General features: G+C 43.8%; 19 protein-coding genes. All 19 read right to left on the bottom strand.

Annotated elements, in window-relative coordinates; translation table 11 throughout:
* Positions 1-7: 7 nt before the first annotated feature.
* The 19 genes from T456_RS0112240 to T456_RS0112150 all read right to left on the bottom strand — a co-directional run bounded on the left by T456_RS0112240 (position 8) and on the right by T456_RS0112150 (position 25,136).
* On the bottom strand, positions 8-346 hold the full coding sequence (locus tag T456_RS0112240; RefSeq protein WP_024866383.1) for a hypothetical protein: 339 nt from the start codon (positions 344-346) through the stop codon (positions 8-10).
* 37 nt (positions 347-383) lie between these two features.
* On the bottom strand, positions 384-2,435 hold the full coding sequence (locus T456_RS0112235) for a hypothetical protein (protein WP_024866382.1): 2,052 nt from the start codon (positions 2,433-2,435) through the stop codon (positions 384-386).
* Positions 2,436-2,439: 4 nt separating this feature from the next.
* Positions 2,440-2,712, bottom strand: a complete 273-nt coding sequence (locus T456_RS0112230; protein ID WP_155838093.1) for a hypothetical protein — start codon at positions 2,710-2,712, stop codon at positions 2,440-2,442.
* 12 nt (positions 2,713-2,724) lie between these two features.
* Positions 2,725-3,606 (bottom strand): toxin glutamine deamidase domain-containing protein, encoded by an 882-nt coding sequence (locus T456_RS0112225; RefSeq protein ID WP_155838092.1) that lies wholly within the window; start codon positions 3,604-3,606, stop codon positions 2,725-2,727.
* Between the two features lie 116 nt (positions 3,607-3,722).
* Positions 3,723-3,920 carry a hypothetical protein gene (locus tag T456_RS0112220; protein WP_024866379.1) on the bottom strand — a complete coding sequence of 66 codons (198 nt, stop codon included), beginning with the start codon at positions 3,918-3,920 and terminating at the stop codon, positions 3,723-3,725.
* Between the two features lie 13 nt (positions 3,921-3,933).
* On the bottom strand, positions 3,934-4,506 hold the full coding sequence (locus T456_RS0112215; protein ID WP_024866378.1) for an ADP-ribosyltransferase: 573 nt from the start codon (positions 4,504-4,506) through the stop codon (positions 3,934-3,936).
* Between the two features lie 101 nt (positions 4,507-4,607).
* A complete protein-coding gene (locus tag T456_RS0112210) occupies positions 4,608-4,907 on the bottom strand; it encodes a hypothetical protein (protein WP_024866377.1) in 300 nt (99 codons plus the stop codon).
* An 18-nt stretch (positions 4,908-4,925) separates the two neighbouring features.
* Positions 4,926-5,207, bottom strand: coding sequence for a hypothetical protein (locus T456_RS0112205; RefSeq protein WP_024866376.1), 282 nt, complete (start codon positions 5,205-5,207; stop codon positions 4,926-4,928).
* A gap of 33 nt (positions 5,208-5,240) precedes the next feature.
* The gene (locus tag T456_RS0112200; RefSeq protein WP_024866375.1) at positions 5,241-5,513 is read right to left on the bottom strand and encodes a hypothetical protein; all 273 of its coding nucleotides are present in this window, start codon (positions 5,511-5,513) and stop codon (positions 5,241-5,243) included.
* Positions 5,510-5,812 (bottom strand): hypothetical protein, encoded by a 303-nt coding sequence (locus T456_RS0112195; RefSeq protein WP_155838091.1) that lies wholly within the window; start codon positions 5,810-5,812, stop codon positions 5,510-5,512. The genes T456_RS0112200 and T456_RS0112195 overlap by 4 nt, the downstream gene beginning before the upstream one ends.
* Before the next feature lie 16 nt (positions 5,813-5,828).
* The gene (locus tag T456_RS0112190) at positions 5,829-9,404 is read right to left on the bottom strand and encodes an FtsK/SpoIIIE domain-containing protein (RefSeq protein ID WP_024866373.1); all 3,576 of its coding nucleotides are present in this window, start codon (positions 9,402-9,404) and stop codon (positions 5,829-5,831) included.
* Positions 9,405-9,426: 22 nt separating this feature from the next.
* A complete protein-coding gene (locus tag T456_RS0112185) occupies positions 9,427-13,755 on the bottom strand; it encodes a hypothetical protein (protein WP_024866372.1) in 4,329 nt (1,442 codons plus the stop codon).
* Complete coding sequence (locus T456_RS0112180) at positions 13,736-15,700, bottom strand: hypothetical protein (protein ID WP_024866371.1); 1,965 nt, start codon at positions 15,698-15,700, stop codon at positions 13,736-13,738. Before T456_RS0112180 ends, T456_RS0112185 begins: the two co-directional genes overlap by 20 nt.
* Before the next feature lie 11 nt (positions 15,701-15,711).
* Complete coding sequence (locus T456_RS0112175; protein WP_024866370.1) at positions 15,712-19,206, bottom strand: tubulin-like doman-containing protein; 3,495 nt, start codon at positions 19,204-19,206, stop codon at positions 15,712-15,714.
* A 16-nt stretch (positions 19,207-19,222) separates the two neighbouring features.
* The gene (locus T456_RS0112170) at positions 19,223-21,223 is read right to left on the bottom strand and encodes a hypothetical protein (RefSeq protein WP_155838090.1); all 2,001 of its coding nucleotides are present in this window, start codon (positions 21,221-21,223) and stop codon (positions 19,223-19,225) included.
* 324 nt (positions 21,224-21,547) lie between these two features.
* Positions 21,548-22,264: a metallophosphoesterase gene (locus T456_RS0112165; RefSeq protein WP_024866368.1), complete on the bottom strand. Its 717-nt coding sequence runs from the start codon at positions 22,262-22,264 to the stop codon at positions 21,548-21,550.
* Between the two features lie 14 nt (positions 22,265-22,278).
* Complete coding sequence (locus T456_RS0112160; RefSeq protein WP_024866367.1) at positions 22,279-24,060, bottom strand: sensor domain-containing phosphodiesterase; 1,782 nt, start codon at positions 24,058-24,060, stop codon at positions 22,279-22,281.
* Positions 24,061-24,165: 105 nt separating this feature from the next.
* On the bottom strand, positions 24,166-24,603 hold the full coding sequence (locus T456_RS0112155; RefSeq protein ID WP_024866366.1) for a hypothetical protein: 438 nt from the start codon (positions 24,601-24,603) through the stop codon (positions 24,166-24,168).
* Positions 24,604-24,647: 44 nt separating this feature from the next.
* Positions 24,648-25,136: a hypothetical protein gene (locus tag T456_RS0112150; protein WP_024866365.1), complete on the bottom strand. Its 489-nt coding sequence runs from the start codon at positions 25,134-25,136 to the stop codon at positions 24,648-24,650.
* Positions 25,137-25,158: the final 22 nt, after the last annotated feature.

The following is a 25,158-nucleotide window of genomic DNA, read 5'->3' as shown; positions in this document are numbered from 1 at the left end:
AATACGATTAACCAAGCAGCCCCAGCAAAAGAGCTGCTGCCGCCGCGCCGTCATCGGGGCCGTCGTACTCTCCGATCTGTTCTGCGCTCATGCCAAGGCCTTTATATATGGTGCCGTTTCTATAAGAGCCAATATACTCTTTTCCCCAGCCATGACCGGAATATACGTCGCCGGTCTTATAGCCGCCTATATAATCCTTGCTCCAGCCGTGGCCTCTGTATACATCTCCGTCGGAATAGACGCCTACCCGGTCTTTACTCCAGCCGTGACAGGTATAGATGGTATCGCCGTCGCATTCACCTATGAGTTCTCTTCCCCAGCCGTGGCCGGCATAAATACTTGTCATACTTTCACATCTCCAAAATCAAGTAGCTGTTAGATATTCAGTGGTTGCTGAAAACGATCAGCAGATCGTCCGGCTGAAGCTCCACTTCAATGTTGTCCTGGTTGCCTCTGAACAACTTCATGCCGTTCTTCTTGTTGATGTATCCCAGAACAATAGTGGGATTAGCCTTTTCTTTTCCCTCAACAGAAGCTGTATATACGGCCTTTATCAGCTGGCGGGCAGTGCACTTGCCGGGCACCTTATTAAAGAACCTGGATACTCTCTTGGCGTAGACCTCTTTGCTCTCAAAGCCTTCCGCCGTGTCTGTATCGTAGGTCAGAATATCCTTATAGAAATCGAAAAGGTAATCCTTCTCGCCTATCTGAGTGATCATCTTACTGATATACCTGTTACTGATAACCACGTTGTTTACACTGTAGCTGCTGACAATATCATGGTGCTTGGGATCGATGATCTCCACGATCATATCCATTGTGTTCTCATCGAAGTCCGGGTTTTCCTTCTTCTTTTTAAGAATGATGTCCTGCACGTAAACAAGATTTGCCAGTGCTTTGGAATCCGTCTCATCTCCCGATACAGAGTCATCGGAAAGGATCAGAATACTGGTGTCTCCAGTGTGCTCCCCGACATAAGCATTGATGGTATCGCAAATAAGTTCCCTGTCAAAAATGTCTGCTGCCACGGTCTTGTTTACGAAACTGTATTCTTTGTAATAATCCATGCGCTCGAGACTCTTCCCGTCGTCGATCACAAGGATATCTATAACATCTCCCCACTCAGTCCTGAAGGCCGCAAAGCCGTCCATAATATCATGTATCTTCTTGTTATGGCCAAGGATAATAACGTGCTTGTGATCCATCCTGAAATCGCCGTTGATATCAACCTTGATATCAGAATCCTTCGCATCTGCTGCAACGTCGATATCCTCCTCGCGCAAAGCCGCATAATATCCCAGGAATCTGCCGTTCTCCTCCATGAAGGAAAGGGGAATCGCCCTGGAATGGCCATCCAGATACTCCCGGATCATATCGCTGTCTTTTTTGACCGCCTCTTTGTAGAAGAAGGACATGCCTTTGTTGGACAGAAGCTCTCTGTAAACCATGTTGAGTTCAGGCATGATGGAGAACTGAGACAGGAGCTGCCCCAGTACCTTGTTAACTCTCACGGGAACGATGTTGCACTTTTCGTTTATTTGTTTATAATCCCTGATCCTGGACACGATCTCCCAAGTCCAGTCATCGGTGATCTCCACGATTACTTTCTGATCGTCAAAAGAGCTCTCGGAGGCAGTTATGTCTGCTACCTGCATAAGGGTCTTTACCGTCTGGGAATTGCCCTTGCCGAACTCATTCATCTGCTCCTGCTTCTGATATGCGCAGGAAGTCTCATTGTACTCATCGCCCAGGATGATGACTGTTCTTGCCTTTTCCAGAGATATGTCGCGAAGCTGCTTGGAGGAGAATACGTCTCCCTCTCTGACAATAACGGTGATCCTTTGCTCGAAGTTTTTGGCAAAGGTCTTGTTGTATTTGGCCAGTGCATCATTCTCGCGGTTTATCGTGTCTGTCAGTCTCTCCGCTATCTCTTTTTCCACATCCTCTTTGCGGTTCTTGACCAGTACCACAACCACCTGCTTCTTGACGCAGTACATAAGGTCGTTAATGATCTCCGATGCCCTGGTGTTCCAGTTGAGGATGACGATGTGGTCGGAGGCGATAAGCCGCCTGTTACCTGCGTTGGCGTTCTCTATGAAACCTGAAATGTAGTTGGTGATATAACCGATGACAGCGCCGGTGAAGGAGATCATTCCAATGATGATGATCGCCAGGCAGGCCAGAGTGATTGCAACCCCTGACTTACCAATGTCCGACACAACAAAAGAGATGCAGCCGGCATCCAGTATCATGGTGATGGTACAAAATGCCGCCTCCAGGAAGCCCATCTGCTCCGTGCCGCTAAGGGACAGGCTGCTGATGAGGGCAGACGCCAAAAGGAAAAACACAATATTGAATGCCAAGATGGCAATCAATACTGTGCGTCCCGGGTGCTTAGCTATAAAGATGCTGAGTTTTTCTTTGAATTTGGTCAAACCATCATTCTCCTTTAGACCTGTAGGCTTCAGGGACATCAACTACTTTTGCCTTCGCCAGAAGTTCAAAGTTTTCCCGTGAAGGAAGAATGAAAGGCTCGGGCTTTCCATTGTCTTTGCGTATTGTTATATGGAAATTGGCGAATGCCGACTCTTCATCAGTGGGATAGAAAATCCATTTTTCACCCAGATCCTTGATCTCACTGAGGGTACTGCATCCCCATTCCTGTGTATAATATTCAACCGCCAACTGGCATGCCTTATCAAAATCCATCATTTGTCTCCTTGTTTATGCGCAGCAATCCATAACATAGCTGGAAGGAGTCTTATCGTCAGTCCTGCATATACAGATACGCTCTGTTATGCAATGATCAAAGTAATATCCAACTCCATCTTCTCCCGATTGGGGATCAATAAAATGAGTAATGCCATTTATCTGCTGTGCCACAAATACATGGCCGCCTCCGTGAGCTCCTTGCCAGTAGACCATAACTTCAGCACGGGAGCCATCGCCCCACTCGCTCATTTTCTTTTCTATATCGCCAATTCCACCGGGACAGGGAACCGAATCAGGCGGAATCCACGCATCAAAAGGATGCCATGAAAGATGGTCATCATTAGTAACAACTTTTTCAACTTCACCTGTAAAGAAGCTCTTCTTTAGCACTGTTGGCCTAGGTGTAGCTTTAACATCATATCCGCGCTGTCTCATCTCATAGGCAGGGACACATCTCTGGCAGTTATTGGTCCATTCCAATGCAGAAGAATTATAATTTGGATTTACCGCTTTCGCATCAGACTTATGGTCGTGCGCGCCCTCTATCATCTTCCAACCGGAAGCGCCTCCCGGTGCGGAGGATGTTGCTATTCCTACAGCTGCAACACCGGCTGCTCCTGCTGCAACACCGGCTGCTACTCCTGCCGCTGCTTGCGAGCTTCCGCCTCCCGATGATCCTGCAAAAGAAGATCCTGAAGAAGAACCGCCTCTCCCAAATCTTTTCTTTGATATGGTTTCTTCGTATTTTTTTGCCACATCCTGAAGCTTATGTGCAATTTGATTAGCCGGTTCGGTGCACAGATCTACCGCTTTGGAAATCTCCATCAGGGCAGTCGCCAATTGCTCCTTATGCGGCCCGATAGTCTCGGTGTAATTGTCTGCAACTGTACTCATAGTGCTTGTTCTTGCTTTTATATTGTCAACGCCCTCGACTATTTTCCCTGCTGCAGTTTGAAGTTGTTGCACTCCTTCATTGCTACATGCATACTTTGCCATTAGCCTTACCCCATTTACTGCGGTTTAGTCAAATCCCATTTGTGCTTTATAGATTTGTTGGGACACTTCATTTGATTTGCCCTAATCTTCTCTAAATTATCGGAAGGACACTTCTGTGAATACTCGCCGTTGTTATAATATGCGCATGCTTCACATTGACTTGAAAGGACTTTAAATTCCCCTTCTTCCTGATAGACAAACTTATCAGCCATATGTTTCACCTGCTTAAATCATTCTTACAGTAATTACTCGTCTTCCCATTTCATCACGCCTTACCGAGTCAATTACCATATTACTGTCAATATCGAACAGAACTTCTTTCTCATAGTGCTTAGCAGAGCTTACATGTCCTACATAAGTTCCATGTGCTCCCTTAGGCGCATGTATTTCAAGAAGCAGATCACCATCAAAAGCACTGTTACGATCCAGAGACGTGCTCATAAAACCGGCGTCCCAGAAAACCTTCCCTACAAGTTTATCATCCGGCCAGTTTGCCATTTCACCTAATGCTTTCGCAGAGACTCCCCTGTAAACAGTACAGTCACAGGGCAATTCCGATTTTTCCAGAACAGAATGTAGGTTTATTGCATTCTCAAGGTTACCCGGATCAAATTCTCCTACTAACCCTCGTAGTACAGCGTTTATATTCGCGTAAGAAACACCTGTGTATTTTTTAAAAGAGCTTACCTGCTCGGGAGTCATTCCATTTGCTACTGACTCTCCATGAGAGACAACTGTTTGGGCTATTTCTTCCTGCGTTAACGCAGAATGATCAGACTGCCCGGGTATACCTTCCATGCCGGAGCCAACCTGCCCGGTGCCTGAAATTACTCCTCCCGACGCAATACCGGTGGATGCGCCCCCCGCCGAACCACTTATGCCTGATGCGCCGGGGGAAATCAGTTTCCCTGTCTTTGGAAACGCTTCTTGCCTATAATCCCTTCATACTTCTGCGCAACGCTGTTTAACTTCTGGCACACATTCTCGGCAGGTTCAATACACTGTGCAACAGCACCTGCAATCTCGTCAAGTGCCTCTTCCAGCTCAGTCCTATGAGGGCCTAAAGTATCAGAATATCCGCTGGCAATTGATCTCATTGTCGTCGTCTGAGTCTTTATTTCGTCTGCGCCCTGCTTTATTTTTCCTGCAGCTGCCTTTAACTGTTCAACACCTTCCGGACTACATGCATATTTTGACATTATAATACCTCCTGATTATCAATCTGCTGAATTGGCAGCTTCCGCAGCCTCTCTGATTTCCTCAAGCTCGTCCTGCAAATCTTTGATAACTCCTCTTATATCTGCAACTGCAGACTCTATCTTGCTTATTGCCGACTGTAATCTTTCGTTGCTTTTTACTGCTGCCGGATCGTTCAACGTATTGTCTACGCAATCAGTTCCCGCACTTCTCATATCGCCGGCTGACCGGGCAACTTCGCCGATATATGACTGTAAGCTGTGTATAACCTCTTCATAACTTTGTTCATCTGCTACCTGCATTATAATTTCCTCCTTTATTATTTTTCAAAATCCTTAGTTTAGTATTTGTTCAAATTCATCTGCAAGGAGTTCCATTGTGCTGCTTATTGCCCCTGCAGGTTCCTCGCATTTATCCATTGCGCGTTTAATTTGCTCAAGACAACCCGCTATTTCTGCTCCATGAGGTCCCAGATTATCTCTATTTTCATTAGCAAATTCACTCAGCTTCTCAGTTTCATTCCTTATACCTGCCAGATCCTCGCTAAGCCTTTTGCTCTCATCCCTGAGTACTGATACACCTTCCTCGCTAACGGTTATCCTTCTCATTTAATAATCTTCTCCCTATTCTCCTGCACCCCCATCAACGCAGCAGCTTCCTTAATCCGGCAGCCTTCATCAAAAATTATCGCGCTGATTCTATGCAATTCTTCGCAGGCATCATCAACTATGGATAATTCTCTACTAATTGATTCTTCACATTTGATCAGGTGGCTATCACCAGATGAATCTATCAATTCTTGACCATCTCTGACTATATCGCGCATGTCAGCGCATAATCTGCTTACTTCATACGCATAATACCGAAGCAATCTCACCGCCTCATCATATGTCTCAATATTTATCATCCCCATGTTCTCTCCTTTATGCCATCGGGCTTATAATTTCACCGTCTTCGGATATTCCCCATCCATCCCAGTCAATTCCCTGATGCAGATATGGCCTGAAGGAGAAGCCCTCAAGCGTATCGTAGTACTGACAAACATGTTCGGGAAGCGACGCTGCTACTTTGGAATTAAACAATTGCCACGAATCATCCGGGTTAAGTTGGAACGAGAGTCTATGTCTGAAGTAGTCCAATGAGAACGATGTAGCCTTTAGATCAGCAAAATTGCTGAGATACAATGCAAAATGGTATCCGTAACGGCTTCCCTTCATAAGGATTTCCTTGAAGTCATTCATTGCATTGTACTTCTCTGGCATCTCGTCTTCTTTAGGCTTATCTTCGCTTTCAACTGCTTTTGCTGTATTAGCTGAAGTTGATTCTGCAGCGGCATCCTCAGCCTTTACCTCTGCTGATGGAGCGCTTATACCCTTAGACATATTATCCCATTCTTCAATCACTTCATTGTAAATGCGGTCATCGGCTTCTTGAAGAAGCTGGTTCACTTCGTCATCTGTAAGGTTCGGATTATCCTGTCTGCATTTTGCTTCATATTCCATTATCTTGTCTGAATAGCGAGTATTCTTCCAGTCTTCTTCGTCCAGGGTAGACATGTCTACATCCTGTCCCTCTGGATGGAAAAGCTCATTCAAATCAGAATCCGTCAGCTCTGTTGAAGCAGAAGAAGCAGCGCCACCGTCATCATAGCCAAAATCTCCGCATATTCTCTCCATTCCCAGAAGTACGATCAATTTATCTTCAGATTTCTTGGCTAGAATATCTTTTTTCAGTTCCCAGATTCTTTTGCTAATAGAATACGTATCAGCCACAACTTCGCAGTTCTGTGCCTTGAAAACCTCTGCGTAGTTCTTGAAAATCCTGCTTCTTGCGTAAGTCCATATCTCTACATTCTTTTTCGTCTGCTTAAACTGCTTAATTATTGACACCAGAATTGAAGCGGCACACATCTGCTCACCGACAGGTGCGAATAAAAGGAAATTCTCTCGTGATTCGGCAGTCACAGTAGCAAATCTGATATCTGACATGAGCCTCGGTCTTCCGAAAGCTACCAGCATCTCATCATCTTCAAGCTTATTTGCAATCCTGTACTCATGCTTTCTTTCCTTCAGGAACTCAGGGGTATACGCATAGTATGTGTTTCCGTCTACCATAACTGGATCCTTGTCCACATAAACATTCAGTTCATTAGGATTATATTTGTCAACGGGACGCAACATGTCATTGCATGCATTTATAAGATCACGCTGCTTCCTATATGGATCTCCGGGGCTGTCTTTGTCATCAAAATACAATACCGTCGTCCTTCTTACAAGGACTCTGTCCTCACCATCCTCGGACTTATCCCTGTACTTGATAAGTGCGTGATATACAGGAAGCGCATCAATCCAGTTCTGTACCTGATCAGTCTTCTGCGACGATGAAAGCTCCATTGTCTCAACAATCTCATCCTTGGCAGCCTTCATGGCAATCCTCATCTGAATCTGAGCTTTAGCCGTATCTGTAAGCCCTCTCACGCCTGTGGTGAAAGTCTGGCTGGAAAACAGAAACTTGATTCCAAGTGCTCTTCCTTTAGCCAGAAGATTCTGGAGCTTAAGCTTATACTGCTCATTATCCTGGATTGCCTGTGACATGATTGAAAACTCGTCCAGAATAACAAAGATGACAGGCATATACTCTTCCACAGGAACTTTCTCGACCTTCTTGTACTCCCTGTTCCTCATAAAGTAGCGTTGGCGTTCCATCATCTTGTCGGTAAGTTTGTCAATAAGGTCAAAAATAAGTTCCTTGGACTCATCCAACAAAATGTACTTAACATGCGGCGGTCTAGGGTCAATATATTGCGCGAACTCAGACATCTTAAAGTCAGCCAGCCACAGTTCAACATCATCCGGATGATAGTTCTTTATTATTCCGGTTATAAGGGAATGCAGGAAGGTAGACTTACCTGAACCTGATGCACCCATCAGGAATGATGCAAAGTTCTCGTTCTCGAAAACAATGCTGTGCAGCTTGTCTTTTCCATCCACACCATAGGGAAGATTGAGAAGTTTATTACCTCTGGTATAGTTGATTCCGCCATCCAACAGGCCTCTTTCGGCGTAGTCAGTTACCTTCTGTCCCTTGCCCTTGGACATATTTCTGACAGCAGTGCAATAGTCAGAGGACAGGTTAAATTTGAACGGATACCAGGCAAAACTATGGGCATCCTCCTGACCAATCTGTATAGTGGTCTCCTTCATGGTCATCTTTATATTGATCATGCTCTCGCCGATATAATCAGAGAATCCGGAGTCGTCATTGTTGCTCTTATCTGAAACTGCAGCAACCTTTACAGCGATAAAAGAAATACCGTAACGTTCATAGTTACTGAATATCTTCTTAATACGCTCTTCTGCCTCTCCCTTTATCTCTTTGGGCCATCCCACAACCACAATAACACTGCGCTGCATTCTCTTTTCTGCAGGCATCTCATTATTATATTCAAGAACCGTGTCATAGCCCTCAAGCATATCGTCTATATCACTGAAACCGGCAACAATATTCTCAAGTGTCTGAAGCATCTGCTCTTCGTTCCTAGGGACGGGCTCGAGAACATCAGTCCCTTCAAGGCCTCTGAGACCACCTATAAGAGCAGAGTTTTGCCTAAGTGCATCAATAACATAGATCTTTCTGCTTCCTGCAGGGGATCTGTCTATAATCTGGAACAACAGGTTTCTGATGCCCGCATCCATCTCATTCATTTTCTTTCTTGCAGGAACACAGGAAATTGACATGGCAAATTCTTCATCTGCCTTGATCCTGTACAAGGGAAGATAAACCTTGCTGTTCTTCTCATCGTAGAATCTTCCAAGGGTGAGCTTTAAGTGCTCTCTCTGGGAATCCACAACATCGATGGCTGTGCCATATGCTCCGGGGATCCACAGCTCAGGATCGCTGTCGTGATCCACATACTTCTCGGGAGCCTGCTGGTACATGTGGGCTTCATTCTCGCTGCGAACATTATCGGCAAAGCTGCTGAACTGATCGCTCTCCAGGAACTCTCTGATCTGCTCCCTGACAGCGTCAATCTTCTGATTCAGCTCTTTTAACTGCTCAGGCGCCCCTACGGCCAGGTCATCCTTGAGCTCCTGGATCCTTGCTGTAAACTCGGCCTTCTTCTGTTCCAGGAACTTGAGGTCGCAGTTAGCCACAAGGTAAACCTTCTGAGCATAGACATCATCCTCCGCCAGGGGATCGATCAAAGATGCCCAGTCCCTGAGCCTCTTGATATTGACTCTGTATCCGTCCGGAGCCTCGATGGACAGCAGATTCTTGCTGGTCATGTGGTCCTCGGCAAGCTGAATAAACCCGCTTATTTTCAGCTGGTACTCATCGATCTTCGTAAGCTGATCTTCAAGATTCTTGATACGCTCAGGAATCTCGCCGTCTCTTAGATTCTCCAGTTCCTGAATCTGTGCTTCAAAACCGGATATCTGACCGTTCAGCCCTGAAATCTTCTGGAATATTTCGTTGTACTGTTCAATCAATGTCTGCATGTTTTAATTGCTCCCAACAGCTTTATGAGATAGGCGGAAACTTAGCAAAAGGTGAGTATTTAACCAATGAAGAATCTTTGATGAAAGGATACGCCTCACGAAATACCTTGAAACCTGCCCCATAGATATCATTTCTATCTGCCATCACCATCTCCTGATCACGAGCATAGGCATTTTCTCCTATAAGGTACAGGTACTGGATTGATACCCAGCATGCCATTCCTTCGTAAACCATATCGCGTACTGCAGGATCGGGATACAGCCTTCTGATTTCCCTCTCATTCCAGTTGATATACTGCCAGATGTGTGTAAGCTCATGAGCCATGGTTTCAATGGTTGCAAGCCTGGGACTTCCATTTTCAATATAGATCTCGTATCTGCCGCTTGCTTTTCTGGCATATCCCAATACTCTGACAGCAAACTCGGTTGAAGGTTTGAAGACACTTCCGTATCTTCTTGCTATCGTTCTGGCATCAGTGGTCACAACACTCATTCCCACTGAATAATCGATGGCGAAGAAACTCTGCATAAGGCTCAGGCACTGTTTAAAGATCTCACTGAAATCTTCTACAGTGGTGATAGCACTGTTTGTACAATCGTTACATCTTATTCTTCCATCGGTAAGTCTTTCATAGCTTACTCCGCTGATAGGCATTCCACAGAAATCGCAGTGATTGACCGCTTCTTTATCGATGAGTGAGTCATTCATAAGATCTCGTGTTCTTGCCTTACGGAAGGCATTCTGGCTGAATCCTCTTACAGTCAGATACTTCATAACATCCATCAGCTCAAGTCTCTTATCAATCTCGTTGAAGCCGAACTTCAGGAAACATTCTCTCTGATAACGAGACTTATCTCTGGTTCCGATACCTCTTTCAATAAAGCATTCTTCGAGATATTCGTTGTCTTCATCTGTTCCGCTCTCATCAAAGATATCTGTTCCGTCGATAGCCACGATGTCAGGATTTCCTTCTTCAGGCTCAAGTTGATCCTCGGGACGTATATTATTCTCTGCCTCTTTAGATGTCTTACCTTCAGGATCTTCTGCATTGCCCTGATCCTCGCCCTCGGAATATCTCCACTCTTCAGCAATATTTGCTTCATCTCTGATGAGTTCTTCTGCTTCAACCACAGATTTCTGCTCAGGCTCTTTTTCCTCTTCTTCCATGTCAAAGGAGAAAGCTTCATCCTCTTCTTTAGTCTCAGGGATGGCATTTTCTGCAGGCTGAGGCGCAGCGGGAGGTGTCTGAGGTTTACTCTCTGTCTTCTGCTCGGGCTTCTGTTCTGTCTTTTCCTCTTCCTTTTCTACCGGATGAGTTTCAGCATGGGCTACGCTGTCTATCTTTACTTCTTCTTTCTTGATTCCAAACAGCTGGCCTATTCTGCGGAGCATTCTTGTAACAAGAGATCTTCTCTGAACATCCAGTTTAGGGAATTCAGGTGTTACTATCTCAGGATCCTTGGATGCAGGTTCGCGCATCTTCTCAAAGTGCCAGTACAGGTAATCCGTGATTATCTCTATGAACTTGATCAGATTCTTCTCGATTGCCTCAAGAAGCCCGAGATCCATTTCACTGTCTTCGATGAGATAAATACATCCCTCTTCGATATTGCCTTCTGCTCCATAGATCATGTAGTTAAGCATTCCGTCGACGTTCTCCGGAAGCCTTGTTGTAATAGCTATGTAAGGCCATGCACTGGGGAATACACTGCGCATAAGCTCTGAAAGAAGCATTGAGATTGTAAACAGCACATTCTCATCCGCATCAGGAAGTTTAACACGAAGAACAGACTTGTTTTTATACTCCCTGCTGTACTCCTCAACATTAGGATCATTGGCAAAGTTAATAACCCTGGCTGTCCTAAGGTCATGGTTCTTATTCATCTCAAGGAATCCGGTGGTGCTTACCTTGAAGTTGATCTTAAGCCTTGTAACATCCACATCCATAACGGTGCGGGAGGACACTACCTGCTCTTCTCCGTATGCACCGATGTTGTAGGTTCTTATCTGACGATAGTACTTTCTGCCGTCGTACAGATTAGACGCTCTTCTCAAAATAACGCCGTTCTCTGAAGAGATGCTGTGAACGATGTAGTACTTACCATCGTAAACAACAAACTGTCCGGGTAATACCGACTGTGTAACATGTCCAAACAGTCTGGCATCGATGTACCTGATCTTGTCCTCCTCTTCGCATATAAAGAAGGCATTTTTCAGGGTCTTTTTGAAATACTTATTGAAGTTTCCTTCTGTTATGGAGTAGAGGTTTTCTTTATCAAATGTGCTGTCGAGATAATTCTTTCTGACAGATCTGATGTGAAGAATGCTCCTGTCAATTCCGAAGAAATCTTTCAGAAGTGAAGTCAGTACGCTGTTCACATCATCATTCTCTATTCCGACAAGCTTAAACTCAGCATTTAATTCCGATTCGGATACCTCTCTCGTTGTCATGAGCAGAAGCATCTTGATCAGTACATTTCTAGGAGTCTTTGCATAATCCGGAACTATAGAAGGAATCGCATCCGGATTAGACATAAACATCATCGTGTTGCATCTCATATAATCCCTGAGAAGATAGTTCTCAGAGAGTATGTTAACGAAGGACTGCTTCTCTCCTCTGGACATGAACATACGCATGGTATTAAACATGTTAGAGAACTCATCCTCAGCTATGAGGAATTTGTAATCAGCCTTGTCCGTACTCCAGATGTTGGAAACAAATTTGATTCTCTCGTAAAGGCTATCCTGCTGGATAGGCAGGTTCATGTATTTACAGATTGTTGCAAAGTACTGACCGGCTATCCACTTGATGTCTTTAATGGGAACCTTGGTCTCGCTGAACCATTCAACCGTCGGAATCTGATTCTTGATGGCAACTGCTGCCAACTCAATTCCGTTACCCATATATCTGGTCTGCTTATCAAAAAGCTTCTCTTTCAGATAATCACCATCGGCATCCCATGCCATTGCTGTATGGATATTTCTGGTAACCGGAGGTGCCTCTACTTCGGTGATATTGATCTGGAAAACATGGGAAAGAGAATCCACCAATCCATCTGTTATCCTGTCGAGGAAACAGTATGTAGGTGTAACATCATCCTGTGTCATATAGTCAGCCAGAATGCTGAGAGCAATCTGTCCGGTATTCACTATAAGTGATGGCTCAACCATCATAACGAAACCGACATTCTCGATGAATTCGGTATTGGTCTTAATAATCTCGGGATTGTAAATCTCTGAGAATCCCAGCACTCCAACTTCGCACTCAGGTTCCTTGAAACCAAGTTCCTTGACACGCCAGAGGGAATCGATTTTGCCATAGTCAACAAGAATGCCCTGCATCCAATCTATAATGTCCTCTTTAAGTGATTCCCTTGCTGTCAGGATCAGGCACTTCTTATTGGATAACAGGTTATAAAGCACTGGCAAAATAAGATATTTGCCCAAATCCCTGTAAAACGGATCGTAGAAAAGAACATTTTTACCATCAAGAAGCTTCAATGTGGCAGAAATGTAATCAGCATCATATGACTTTGCTTCGCCATTGAGCTTGAAGAACTCCGCGATCTTATGATCCGTCTCTGACTCTGATGAACTAAGTTCCTCAAGATAATCTGTCACGGATTTTGTTGAAGTAAAATCGCATTTTGTCTCAGAGGTCAGAAGCTCATGAGCAAAGATCTTCTCATATATCTCTCTTAAGATATAGAAATTCCTGATCTTATGGGCATAGCTGTCATCACCTGTTACGGTCTTAGCGTACTCTAACTCCGTAAGGCCATTAAGGAAGATGAAGACTTCAGTAATGACAATGAGATACAAAACAGGAAATACAAACGCATGGAACTCGGACTGACGGCCTCTGTTCCATATAAAGGCCATAACTATACCTGTGGAGATAACAGAAGCGATCATTAACCACTTGATCAGATTTCTGAAATTAGTCCACTTGTCTCTTAAGAGCCACTGCTGACAGTTCTCGTCGTACACATATATATTACTGAGAAGCTCCGGAAATGGCCGTTTCTTTCTAAATGCAATAAGACAGATGATGACGGGAATGATCCTGCCCAAAACATATACTGCATAGATCAGTGCATTAAGGAAAATCACCTCTATGCTGTTTTGCTCCATTCTTACCACACGTCCGATATATCCAAGGGATTTGAAGATATCTTCATACTTTGCCCTAAGCACTACAATCGCCAAAATATCGTACACTAAGGAAACAGCCGGCAGTAACAGCTGCTTGCTGCGATTGATCCTCTTCGAATTCACCAGTTGATGAATCAGATTAAGGATTGCGAATATCGCTATAGAAGAAATAACCTTAATCATCTCTTCCCGCATCGTTAAATATTTCCTCTCTTTCGATAATGAAGCGCCCTATAAAGCTAAACGGAGATTTTACCCTCTCTCCGGTATAATTAAACGGGATGCTGTATTCTTTGTTATAGTCAAAGGTATAAAGTCTGTTGTCCCTGGGTTTAACATCCACATCAACAGCAAATTCTTTTCCAAGGTTTCTCTCAAAGCTGATGGGAACATAGAATGCCTTGGCCCACTTTTCAACCTTACCTCGGAAGATTCCGATCTGCTCGTTATGTACCTGAAGAAGATCATATTCCGTCTCAAGTTCAAACTTCTTGTGCTTGAGAGTATCAAGAATGCTGCGACCTCGTGAGAAGTTAACAATATTGCTCACGAATTTGGAATAGAACATCATATCCTGCGACAGCACCGCAAGATTATCTTCCATGGCATAGTTATATTTCTCAATCTTATCCAGAAGCGTTTTCTTCTGAGAAATGAGAACAATCAGCTCCACAAGTCCAAGAGTCAAAGCGCAAAACGCAAATGCTGCCATCATTCCGCCAAGATTTCTGTCGTCCAGCTTCTGAGGGATAATAAATGCAGGCAGCACCGATAAAATTACCATAAGTACCACTACTGCCAGCACGCCCCATGCCAAAGGTCTGGGAACTCTGCCTTTGATATAATCCTTTACATCATCAGACAAACTGCTGAGTTTCTCGCCGGTGATATTTCTTGAATCAGAGATGGTGTTCTGTGTCTTTAGAATTTCATCAAAGGTGTCATCAAGCTCCGCTTCCATATCCAGCTTTTCATACTTATCCATGGGAGTAACCATTTCTTCGGGAATCTTGCTGACAGCACGCATGCGGTTAGCACTTTCATCCAGAACTCTGTCCTGTTTTCTGAAAATAGATTCCAGAGTATCCTCAGCAATGCTCCTTAAGCTTTCCCATTTTCTTCCTTCGCTTGATGCAGCAGTGGGACATATATGAAATACTTCAGTATCGACTGTAACTGATGTATCTTTTGGTATTCTTACTTCCGCGCTTACTGTTGTCTCATATTCAGGCTTTGGATGCTTCTCTCCCATCTTCAGCTCAACATCACGCCTCATTGATTCTTCAACATAGTTAGTGCAGCCTATCAGCTCATCCAACTTCCTTTGCAGGGTGTCACTGAGATCCTCCATGTTAAACTCAACCCTAGCATTGTAAAGCCTGTAGGCCTGAAATGAACTAGGATCAATATCTTCTGAAGCAAGCAGCATGACACTGTTCCAGAAGTTAAAAAGATCTGCTTCTTTGCGATTCGTACCTTCTTTTATATACTCGTATTTTACGAATCGGCAGTTACTTGAGTACCTGTTTCTTCTTGCAAACTCAAATCCATCAACTTCTCCATCGGGATGCCAGGCATTCTTTGTTGATTTCCTATCGTTGCCCTTTCTCACGCTATAGAAAGTGTACAGGATGATCTCGCTGGGCTTGCGTCCGTCGTATTCATACATGCGGACCAAATCTCTGTATGCATCCTGCTCCCTCTGATCAACGCTTTCCGGAACATATATACGTCTGGGGCTCTTGTTTCTTTCCTGTATTACATTAGAATGGAAAGTCACTTCCGGAGAAGGTACCTCTCCCAGGATCTGCGTAAGTCTTACAAGAGGGACCTTGCTCTCCTGGACTTTAGAAGCATCTTTTGACGCATTGCAATAAAAGTCATAGGGGTTGCGTGGATTGAATGACAGTTTCTTCATATCATTCTCATCTCGCTCCACAACCCTTATGATTATGGCGCGCCATTCCTTCTTATCGCCCACAAGCTCCTCAAGACCGGGAAGGGCGGTATCAATCGTCCTTCCCGATTCAATCCACCTGCAGCAACCAACCTGGTTATTGCTAAAGAGCTGAAGAAATAACGGGTAATACTCCTGGAATAACTGTATTGTTTTTTGATTCTGAATCAAAACTGAATACATACTTTATGTCCTTATTTGGTCTTGGATAAAGCAAGCTCATCACCGCGTGCCTTTATATCTTTTGCAAGATCATTAAGTCCAAGGGCCTTGAGATCATGTGAAAGCATCTCGCAGATCCTGCTAAAGAGCAGCTCGCGGAATACATTTCTGTCTTCTGTATTTGAAAGCTTCAGGTTCTCGATCAGCTTGTCAAACTGCGCAGCAAACAACTTACCAACATTCTCTGCATAATCGTTTTCTGCACTGAATCTCTTGAGCAGTTTCTTAGACTCGTCCATAGCTACCTGCATCAGCCTGAGACCATCTTTCTCGTTATAAACCTCTGTGGTAGTAGACTTCTTAAGCAGGAACGGAAGCTCAAATATACTTCTGACAAGGGTACTTTCGATGTCTCCAAGTGTCCTGATAGTAAAGTTATTGATCTGATCCATAACCTCATTATCAAATGCTGTTTTACCTGCCTCAGCTTCCCTGTTCTCAAGTTCCTCTACTGAATCAAGGATTCCGCGAACAAGTTCAGGATAAATTGAGATAGCATCCAAAACTTCATAAAGCTGATCGCAAGGTGTTCCGTTGGAAACAGTAAGCACTCTGCTATCCTGTCTGTCGCTGTCGTCTTCCTCAACCAGCTTGTCAATTATTGTGTAAGCAAACTGGTTGCTGTTACCTGTCTCATAAAGATCTACCTTATGTGCTACAAATGCCCAGAAGAATGCAGCGCAGATATCATTCAGCAGCTTCTCCTGATTGCCCTCATCCAGGTCGGGCATCTTAGTAGGGTTGTGCCACCATCTGTCAATATGAGGAGTAATAACTTTGCTCACTGAAGGAACAGGATTGATCTTGCTTACAAGCTCGTAATATGCCTTGAAGTATTCTCCTGCAGATCTGTCATAGGTCTGGCTCTTCTGAGGAGGTGCAAACTTGGAAAGATCGTTCGCTCTGAGTCCATAGAATGACTTGTAGAACAGGATCATATTCAGAGGAATATCCTCGTCCGCTTCTCCACCAAAGTCCTTGAGCTCACTGTTAAGGAGCTTACTTCTGGGTGAATCATCGTCAGTATAGAGCTCATTGCTGTATGCGCAGGAATTGATAGGCTGCTTTTCCTCACCCATGGGCTTTTCGATAAACGGTGCAGCCAGGATCTTAGCCTGCTTTATTACATCTCTTACATAAGCTTCTGCTGCGGCCATATCCACAATGTTCTGCTCATATTCAAGCTCTTTTTCAATAGCAGTAATAACATCTATGTCAATATCAGCGCCATAAATTTCAGTCAGCTTGTCCTCAAAGTACTTGATAACATCATTATCAAAGATTGAGCTGAAATAATCGCCGTTGTCCGCCTTAACAGACAGCATTGAGTAGCTTCTTACTCTGGAATAAATTGCCTCTGCCAGTTTAGTATCTATCTCAATGGCGCCTCCGGCATAAGCCATCTTTTCATTCATGGCCTTAAGGCACTCTTTTGATGCGCATACATATCTTGCTGCTGTTCCCTTTGTATGCATGTACTTGTTCTCGATGGTCTCGATTTCTCTGCTGATACCTGTTATCTTTCCATCAAAAGTCTTGAAGAAGTTAGCGAAAGACTCGCTAAGGCTCTTAACATAGCTAAGGCCTTCCTCCAGAACAGCAAGATAAACCGCATTATTACGATACTCGTTAACGTTGGTCACATATGTAACGAGTGAGTTTCTTAATTCCTCCTGACGAATACTGAGAGTCTTTCTGACACGATCGATAAAACGAGTGCGCATTCCGGCTCCAAGATTACCGATACCCTCTTTTTCATCCGTGCTGGAGTCATCCAAAACATTGTCTTCGTAATGTGCAAAGTACTCCTCTTCAGCCTCAACTTCCTGTTTAAGTGCAGCAATAGTACGGGTCATTGACTCTTCCACTTTGTAAAGGAAATAGCGAACTGCACATGGATGAATGAAATCTCCGTTTGAGCTGTTTCTCATATATTTCTCAAGGCAGAAGTCATCTTTACTCTTCAGCACGTCAACACTGTTGGATCTGAAGATGGAGTATGCCAATGTTCTTGCCATCTCACTGCAGCGTTTAACCGCTGTACCTCTATAGATAATTACTGAGTTGTATGCATCTACAAATGCGCTTTCAACATCCTCGGTCTTTCCGGGTTCAATGTTACTGATGTTCATCATCGCACTTGACTGCAGCTCATCCAATTCAGCTACGGTTGAAGAATCATTGTCCTGAGTTATTCTGTTCTCAAGTCTATCGAGATAAATATCCCACTTGAATCCTCTTACTGTTACGCCGTTTTCATCGTACTCATTACAGGACTCCATAATAGCCCTGGCAAACGGGTTCTTCTTGTTAGCCTCAGATTCTACAGAGTTAATGTAGTTCTTAGACTCTTTTATATCTGAGGTATGAAGTCCGTTTCGTCTCATCTCGGCGTTGTTGCGGACCATGTCCTTAAATGCTCTGTCAAACATCAGCCATTCTTCGGACACGCACTCTTTTGCCCAGTTAAGAGCAAGGTATTTCTTTACTACATCCTTGGGATAGATAAGCATAGAAGTACCCGCACCGGCATATCTGTTTCTGCCACGCTCGGATACAAGCTTCCTGATGGTGTTATCCTCAGAAGAATTGCTCCTCTTGTTCATAGGTCCGATGGACATTGCATAAATACAGTTAGCGGCATGATCAAGATAGCTGTTAAAGCTATTAAGCTTTCTTCCGTCTGAGTTCTGGCCATCGAACAGGAAACAGAAATCAAAAGGTCTTACATTGTACTCCTCAAACTCGCCCGAGCTTACAGAGGGGAATTTCATGGTCACACTGTCTTTAAACCTGTCAGGAAGAGTAGAGTCTCCTCTCATCAGGAAAGCATCTATCTCCTTCAAAGTAGCATAAGCGTTGCTCTTCAGATTATTTCTCTCAGTTTCTCCTGGGATTACATGGTAAAGTACCTCAGGAAGAATAAAGAAGCCTCTTGAAATGTTAGCGCTCTGCCTGAATCTGGTTGCCAGATAATTTTTAATATAAAGGGCAACCGGAAGTATAAGACCTGATCCGGTACCGCCTGCAAGTGTACTTACAATAATAACTCTGAGAGCCTGCTGGTACTCTTCACCCTCAAGCTTGTAAAGGTCCTCGATTGCTCTGTGAAGATCCTCCATCTTTCCTGAACGGACTGCTGTCTCAAATGCCATTCTGGAAATGGCTCTAACCTGACCTGCGCCCTCTGTAAGTGTCTTACTGTTAAGAATCGCATTAACAGGGAACCAGGTGTCTCTTGCATGAGTATCGATGTCAAGGTACTCTCCTACAGAGAGTTTGGTAGAAGTCTGAATTGCATGAACAAAGGGGTTTTTCTCCTTTATCCTGGCAAGCTCATTTACATCTGTATCAAAGACAGCAAAGCCAATCCTTTGTCTCTGCTCTTCAGTAACCATATCAGCTACACGCAATGCAATCTTAGATCCAATTCCGCCAAGTCCAACTATTAGTGTAGGTGCATTCATCTATATTCCCTCCATCTTATTTGTTGCAAAAACATTTGCACTTTGCTCCAGTATTATCAACCACAATCATCAATCCTGCTGTCTTCACAAGATTTTTCCTGACGCCTTTTTCAACATATTGACCATCAAATGTAATGTCTCTCTTTCCTTCAAAGGCCCGGGTATTTGTTATCTCCATCCTCTGTCCTCCGACAGCCTTCACCTGCAATACAGGCCCGCCGGCAATTCCCGGTGGAAGGTATTTGATAGTGCCGCGTTCCGGCACATACGGCAGTATGACGGATGCCGTCTTTTTAGTAAATTTACCTTTGGAATAATTCTTCTTTTTGGCTCCTATCTTAGAGGTATACTCTATTTCGGGTCTGCTCTTAAGCCTCTTGGGAAGACGTTTTTTGAAGAGTGGTGTATATCCCAAAATAATCAGTAATAAGATCAGTAGAATTATCCAGGCAATAACAACATGTGGAGGCGGAAAGGGGTACGGGAATGGCCTGCTCTCTTTGGCAGAGAAAACTGCTTCCGCCTCGCCATACCAGGTACTCTTATCAACTGCGTGACTGACAACCAACCTATAGTCTATATCATAGTATTTATAAATCTCCGGTTTAGTACTATCATTTTTGGTTTTCGGATAAACACTGAATATTCCCGGTGCGTCTCCCTTTTCTGCATAGAGTGTGACTTTATCTTCCGGAAGTAGAGTATTCTGGATAATAAGCTCCGGTTCCCCCATCTTTGCCCATTCAGAAGCAGGTATTTCCTGTCCTTCCAATGTTGCCTTGAATACCATCGGCTCATTGATATGAAGGATTTCTTCCATGGTTATCTGGTATTCGGGAGACTCGATCAATTCCAGCTGAATCTCTTTATCCTTATAAACATCGAAGTCTATATGGGTCGCCACAGAATTATATTTCAGGTATGACGCCGCCGCATCTATGTGGTACTTGCCTTCCTGAATAGTAACCTTGCTTCCGTTGCTGCAATCCTGGACCTGCTGGCCATTGTTGTAATCAATGCTGGCCGCATACTCTATATTGCCAAGAAGTCTGGACTCCGCCACCGGCTCGTTTGTTCCGGCCTTTACGAATCCGAACTTAACGGTGTAATCTCCGGCTCTTACGCCATCCGTGTAGGGAACTTCCTGCCCCTCCTGACCTACCAGGTACAGCATGATCTCTACGTTTGGCTTGTAGTAAACCTCAACGGTCTTGGCTGATCCTGCATCTACCTTGTATACTCCCGGCGAAAAGTCTCCGCTGAAGGTCGCCAGGCTTCCGTTAAGCTTATCATCCACTATGAAATCGTCGTATCCTCTTGAAGAGGGCTTATCACTGTACCTAACTTTTACAGGAGTTTTGTCATAACTTATCTTGTTGCCGCTGCCATCTGTGATCCCGCTTATGTTGACATTATCGCCCTGAGCGAATACCACAATTTCGGACATCGGTATGTCAAAAGAGAATTCTCCGCTGCTGACGTCTACTTCAAGCTTGTTGGAATTGAAAATTCTTGTACAGATCTGGGTTATCTTGTTCAGGATCTGGTCATTGGACTGAGCCTTCTCAAAGAAGATATTCTTGCTGTCATCCGATTTGATGACCGCTCCGTCTGCACCCATACTCAGGAACATCACATTTATATCCTGGGCCTTCTGTCCAAGGTACTCTTCAACCTGCTGATTGGTAAAAGCTCCATCCTCGAAAGCGCCGTCTGTGAGGATCACAAGCCACTTCTCATCACCCTGCATCCTTGTCAGGTCATCGTAGGCTTTACGCACCGCATTAAACGGAGTATTGCTTGCCGGAGTGAGCATTGAGTGGACCTGATTGACATTGGTCTCAGCTCCCGAAGAACCTTTTAAAGTAAGCCTTGGAGGCGCCGACATTGCCCCGCCGTCGTAGTCACTCATGACGTAGACATTCATGCTGTCGTTCTGACCAAGCATTGCAGCAAAGACTTCCATTGAATACTTGGCCTGACACCAGGTGTCCACAAGTTTGCCATTGTTGATCATACTTCCCGAATCATCGTAAACAACATTTATGACCCTTGAAGGTAAATTTTCAGTTGCATTGGAAATAATTGGATAAAATAGATTGATAGAACAAAAGAAAAGAATAATAGATAATACAAACGCAAAAAGCTTTTTGTTTCTCACGGCCCCCACCTCATAAAAACTTATTGTCTGTCTATTGAGATATTCTAAAGAAATTCACTCTATATTATTAATGGCGAGCCCAAGAATACAGGCTCGCCAGATAATTATATCACAATCTCAGAATAATAATTCACTATTTCTAAAAAACATTAAAAAATTATAAACTTTTTCAAAGTCCCCTCACACATAGAATTCCTCCAGCGTCTCCAGGCACAAAGCCGCAAGCCGCCCGCCCATGACGCATCCGCAATCTATATCTATGAGGTTTCCGTTCCGGAATACAGAGTTGTCTTTTTTCCCAAGGAACCAGGTGGGAGTATGGCCTATGACAAATATATCCTCTCCATCCCATTTTCCCTCGAAATCAGGCCTTGCGATCAAAAAATCATTTAGGTCATATATGTCCACATTCTCCAGATCGCTCAGGCTGCGGATGTCATCCCCGATGGTGTGAACCAGCACAAATCTGCGGTCACCCACCGTCACTTCCTCATAAAGTGAGAACTCCTGAACATATTCCAGGAGTTCTTCTCTCTCATATTTCGTCAGCTTTCTGAAGCACTCTGCTGTTATCCTTCCTCCGTTATCGCTTAAGTACCAGAGATTAACGTCGGTAAGAAAGTCCATGGTCAGTGTCTTCTCGATAGATTCCTCAGAATCCGCTTCCTTAAGCCCCGGCAAAAGAACTCTCATCATCATGTTCTCGTGGTTTCCGACTATAGGGATTACGTTGGGACGGCTCATCATCCACTTCAGAACTTCCACAGGCTTTGGCCCGCGGTCCACGCAATCGCCTATGACATACAACGTATCTTCATCGGAAAATCTGATCAGCTCCATGAGTTTTAGCAGCTCATCGTAGCATCCATGAATATCAGAAACAGCGTAGGTTGCCATTGGTCCCCCTTAATTTATTGCCGCCAGCTCTTTTCCCGCTCAACTCTCTCGTCCTCAGCCTCCCACCTCGGAATCGGGATGTCCTTATGCAGTCTGTCAAAAATGGTGTCCAGCCCCTCCGGAATATGGTAATAGAAGCCCTGACCGAGCTCACAGCCTGCGTCCAGAAGAAACTGCCTTTGCTCATTGTTTTCCATTCCTTCGCAGAGGGTGTGGATTCCCAATTTGTGGGCCATATCTATCATTCCTTTGATTATGGTCCTGTTTGCTCCGTGATTGGTATCAAGATTTATCAAAAGAGCCATGTCAAACTTGATGAGATCTATATCAAAATTACTGAAAACATTCAGGGACGAATACCCGCTTCCAAAGTCGTCAACCCAGAGTTTATAACCGTTCTCCCGGATCCCGGCAAGCTGCTCATAGAATTTGTCCGTAGCCTTTGCCAGCCCCTGCTCGGTAATCTCGATGATAAAGTAGCTCTTATCTATGCCATACTGGCTAATGTTGTACTTATCATAGATTCTGTTGATTTCTCCGACCACATCTATATAGTCAAAGTCCTGCCTGGAGAAATTGATGGAAACCGGCAAAAGCGGAAGCCCTTCATCGTAACGGAGTTTAACCTCCTTACACACGGTTTCAAACATATAAAGGTCAAGCTCATGTGTAAGATGATATTTATCAAGTGCAGGTATGAAATCAGCCGGACTGATCATTCCGTACCGGGGATCCATCCACCTGGACAAAGCTTCAAATCCCATTCCGTTTCCGGTCTCAATGCGCATAAAGCACTGGTAAAAGACCTTGATCCAGCCATTTTCCATAGCTTTATCAAAGTTTTCGATTATATATCTCTGGTGATTGTATAAAGAATCATCTTCCTCGGAGTAGAATCTGTAAAACTTGTTAAGGTCCTCTCCCACAAGCTTGTTGGCTCTGATAGCATGGTCAACGGATTCAGTAAGGGTAACATCTTTATTACCCACAAATATCCCGACATTTAATCCGGTGGTTGAACCATATGCTTTGAGCTTTATCTTTGAATTGACGCTCTCAATTCTCTTTATCAGTTCCTCTTCACCGGGGAATTCATCGATAACAGCAAAATGATCGGAGACAACACGGGCAACCAGGCCATGGGTAAACTCCTCCATAACCACATTTGCCACGAGAATCAAAAGGTCATCACCCTTTTTTATTCCGTATCTTCTGTTATAAGACTGCATTGAATCTATGTCCAGATAAAGAAGCATTGGTGTTCTGCCATTTTGAACGATCTCCTTTATCTTACTGTCACCATGTTTGTTTACATAATTGATGGTCGGAAGGTTGGTCAATGTATCAACATAAAATTCATCCTTTTGGAACAGCTTGTATTTATCAGATATTTCCAAAAGCATGTCTTCATGCTGATGAACATCGGAATAGACAATAAACGCAAGCTCGGTTCCGTCTTCCATCGTCTTCCAGTAGCCAACTGCATGTATAAGATGATACCCGTCATCCCGTCTGGCTCTGAAAGTGATATCATACTCTGTCTTCTTATCAAGAAAATCCTGACTGATTTTTTGAAGCTTACTGCGCTGATCCGGGTGAACCTTCTCAAACAGGCCATCATTTATCCTGTCGCCATAGTATCCATAAAATTCTTCCCTGGTCACATTACAAAGATTGAGAAATCCATCAGAAATAGCAAGCGGCTTATACTTACCGCTTGCATCAGGCCCCATAACTATCATCGGGACTATAAGGCTCTCATATGATTTTTTTATCTCATCAGGGAATGTGTACAAAAGATTTTCTCCTCAATGTGTGCATATATAGATTATCATACACTATTTTTAATCTTTTACCGTTAATAATCATCTAAAATAAGGATAAACTTTAAGTAAATTTTATTACTGATGACCAAGAAACAAAAGAAGCAGTGCTGCACCCGCACCTAAATACATATCATCTACATCTACTCGTCCTACACATGATCCTGAGGCGAAACCACCAAATAAAGTTGGCATTTCCTTATAAACATAACCATCATTTTCAACTTTGCCGACGCAGCACGAGCATGCATAACCATGTAAAGTATGAGGGCCTGTATAAACATATCCATCATCTTCGACAACGCCTACACATGCACCGGATGCAAATCCGGATAAATAATTATTTCCTTTATACACATACCCATAAGAGTCAACACGGCCAACACAAGCGCCGGATGCTATTCCGGAAAGCATGTTTACATCGCTGTATACATAACCGTTTTCGTCTACCCTGCCAAGGCATGCACCGGACGCAAATCCTTGTAAATAATTGTATTCTGAATATATATATCCCATATCCCCTTCTCCATACATGTCAAAGGTATTCTACGTTTTACAGATTAGTAAAATGGTAAGATATCTTCTAAGTGTTCACTGTAAAAAAGATCACCGGTTCTTGAAAACTCTACAATTCCCATGACCCAGTCTTCGGGAGATGAATATTTCTGAAGGAAATAATACCGTTTCATTTCAATTTTCTCCAGACCGTCTACATTAGGATCACTGACAAGAAACCTATCTTCAAAATAGTCCTTATTTAGTTTATTAACCAGTTCTAAAGCTTCCACGTGTTTACTACTATCAAATTCACCAGACAACACTGCGTTATAAGTAAAACTATCTTCATGGAAAAACATAGTAAACACAAAATCATACAGTTGTGACTGATGTTCAGGAGGAAAAAATAATCGCACCTTTAAAACGCAAAAATCTCCATCTTCCTTAGCTATTTGATACTTTATTCTGATTTGTGTTTCACCCGATTGATAAAGCTTTTCGCGTTCATCTAAGACTTTTACTATCTCACGCATAATCTCGTATCCCTGCATAATTCTTCCCCCATAAACAAGC

The sequence above is a fragment of the Butyrivibrio sp. FCS014 genome (genome assembly GCF_000526935.1).
Taxonomy (GTDB): domain Bacteria; phylum Bacillota; class Clostridia; order Lachnospirales; family Lachnospiraceae; genus Butyrivibrio.
Note: the sequence above shows the minus strand (reverse complement) of the source record. Positions and strands in the feature narration are given on the sequence as shown.

Coding starts and splice junctions, on each gene's coding strand:
- T456_RS0112230 (WP_155838093.1), bottom strand. CDS start 2,712: ATGATGGATTTTGATAAGGCATGCCAGTTGGCGGTTGAATATTATACA.
- T456_RS0112165 (WP_024866368.1), bottom strand. CDS start 22,264: ATGGCAACCTACGCTGTTTCTGATATTCATGGATGCTACGATGAGCTG.
- T456_RS0112195 (WP_155838091.1), bottom strand. CDS start 5,812: ATGATAAATATTGAGACATATGATGAGGCGGTGAGATTGCTTCGGTAT.
- T456_RS0112215 (WP_024866378.1), bottom strand. CDS start 4,506: ATGGAAGGTATACCCGGGCAGTCTGATCATTCTGCGTTAACGCAGGAA.
- T456_RS0112180 (WP_024866371.1), bottom strand. CDS start 15,700: ATGTATTCAGTTTTGATTCAGAATCAAAAAACAATACAGTTATTCCAG.
- T456_RS0112150 (WP_024866365.1), bottom strand. CDS start 25,136: ATGCAGGGATACGAGATTATGCGTGAGATAGTAAAAGTCTTAGATGAA.
- T456_RS0112190 (WP_024866373.1), bottom strand. CDS start 9,404: ATGCAGACATTGATTGAACAGTACAACGAAATATTCCAGAAGATTTCA.
- T456_RS0112240 (WP_024866383.1), bottom strand. CDS start 346: ATGACAAGTATTTATGCCGGCCACGGCTGGGGAAGAGAACTCATAGGT.
- T456_RS0112170 (WP_155838090.1), bottom strand. CDS start 21,223: ATGATCAACAATGGCAAACTTGTGGACACCTGGTGTCAGGCCAAGTAT.
- T456_RS0112220 (WP_024866379.1), bottom strand. CDS start 3,920: ATGGCTGATAAGTTTGTCTATCAGGAAGAAGGGGAATTTAAAGTCCTT.
- T456_RS0112225 (WP_155838092.1), bottom strand. CDS start 3,606: ATGAGTACAGTTGCAGACAATTACACCGAGACTATCGGGCCGCATAAG.
- T456_RS0112205 (WP_024866376.1), bottom strand. CDS start 5,207: ATGCAGGTAGCAGATGAACAAAGTTATGAAGAGGTTATACACAGCTTA.
- T456_RS0112175 (WP_024866370.1), bottom strand. CDS start 19,206: ATGAATGCACCTACACTAATAGTTGGACTTGGCGGAATTGGATCTAAG.
- T456_RS0112200 (WP_024866375.1), bottom strand. CDS start 5,513: ATGAGAAGGATAACCGTTAGCGAGGAAGGTGTATCAGTACTCAGGGAT.
- T456_RS0112155 (WP_024866366.1), bottom strand. CDS start 24,603: ATGGGATATATATATTCAGAATACAATTATTTACAAGGATTTGCGTCC.
- T456_RS0112210 (WP_024866377.1), bottom strand. CDS start 4,907: ATGTCAAAATATGCATGTAGTCCGGAAGGTGTTGAACAGTTAAAGGCA.
- T456_RS0112185 (WP_024866372.1), bottom strand. CDS start 13,755: ATGCGGGAAGAGATGATTAAGGTTATTTCTTCTATAGCGATATTCGCA.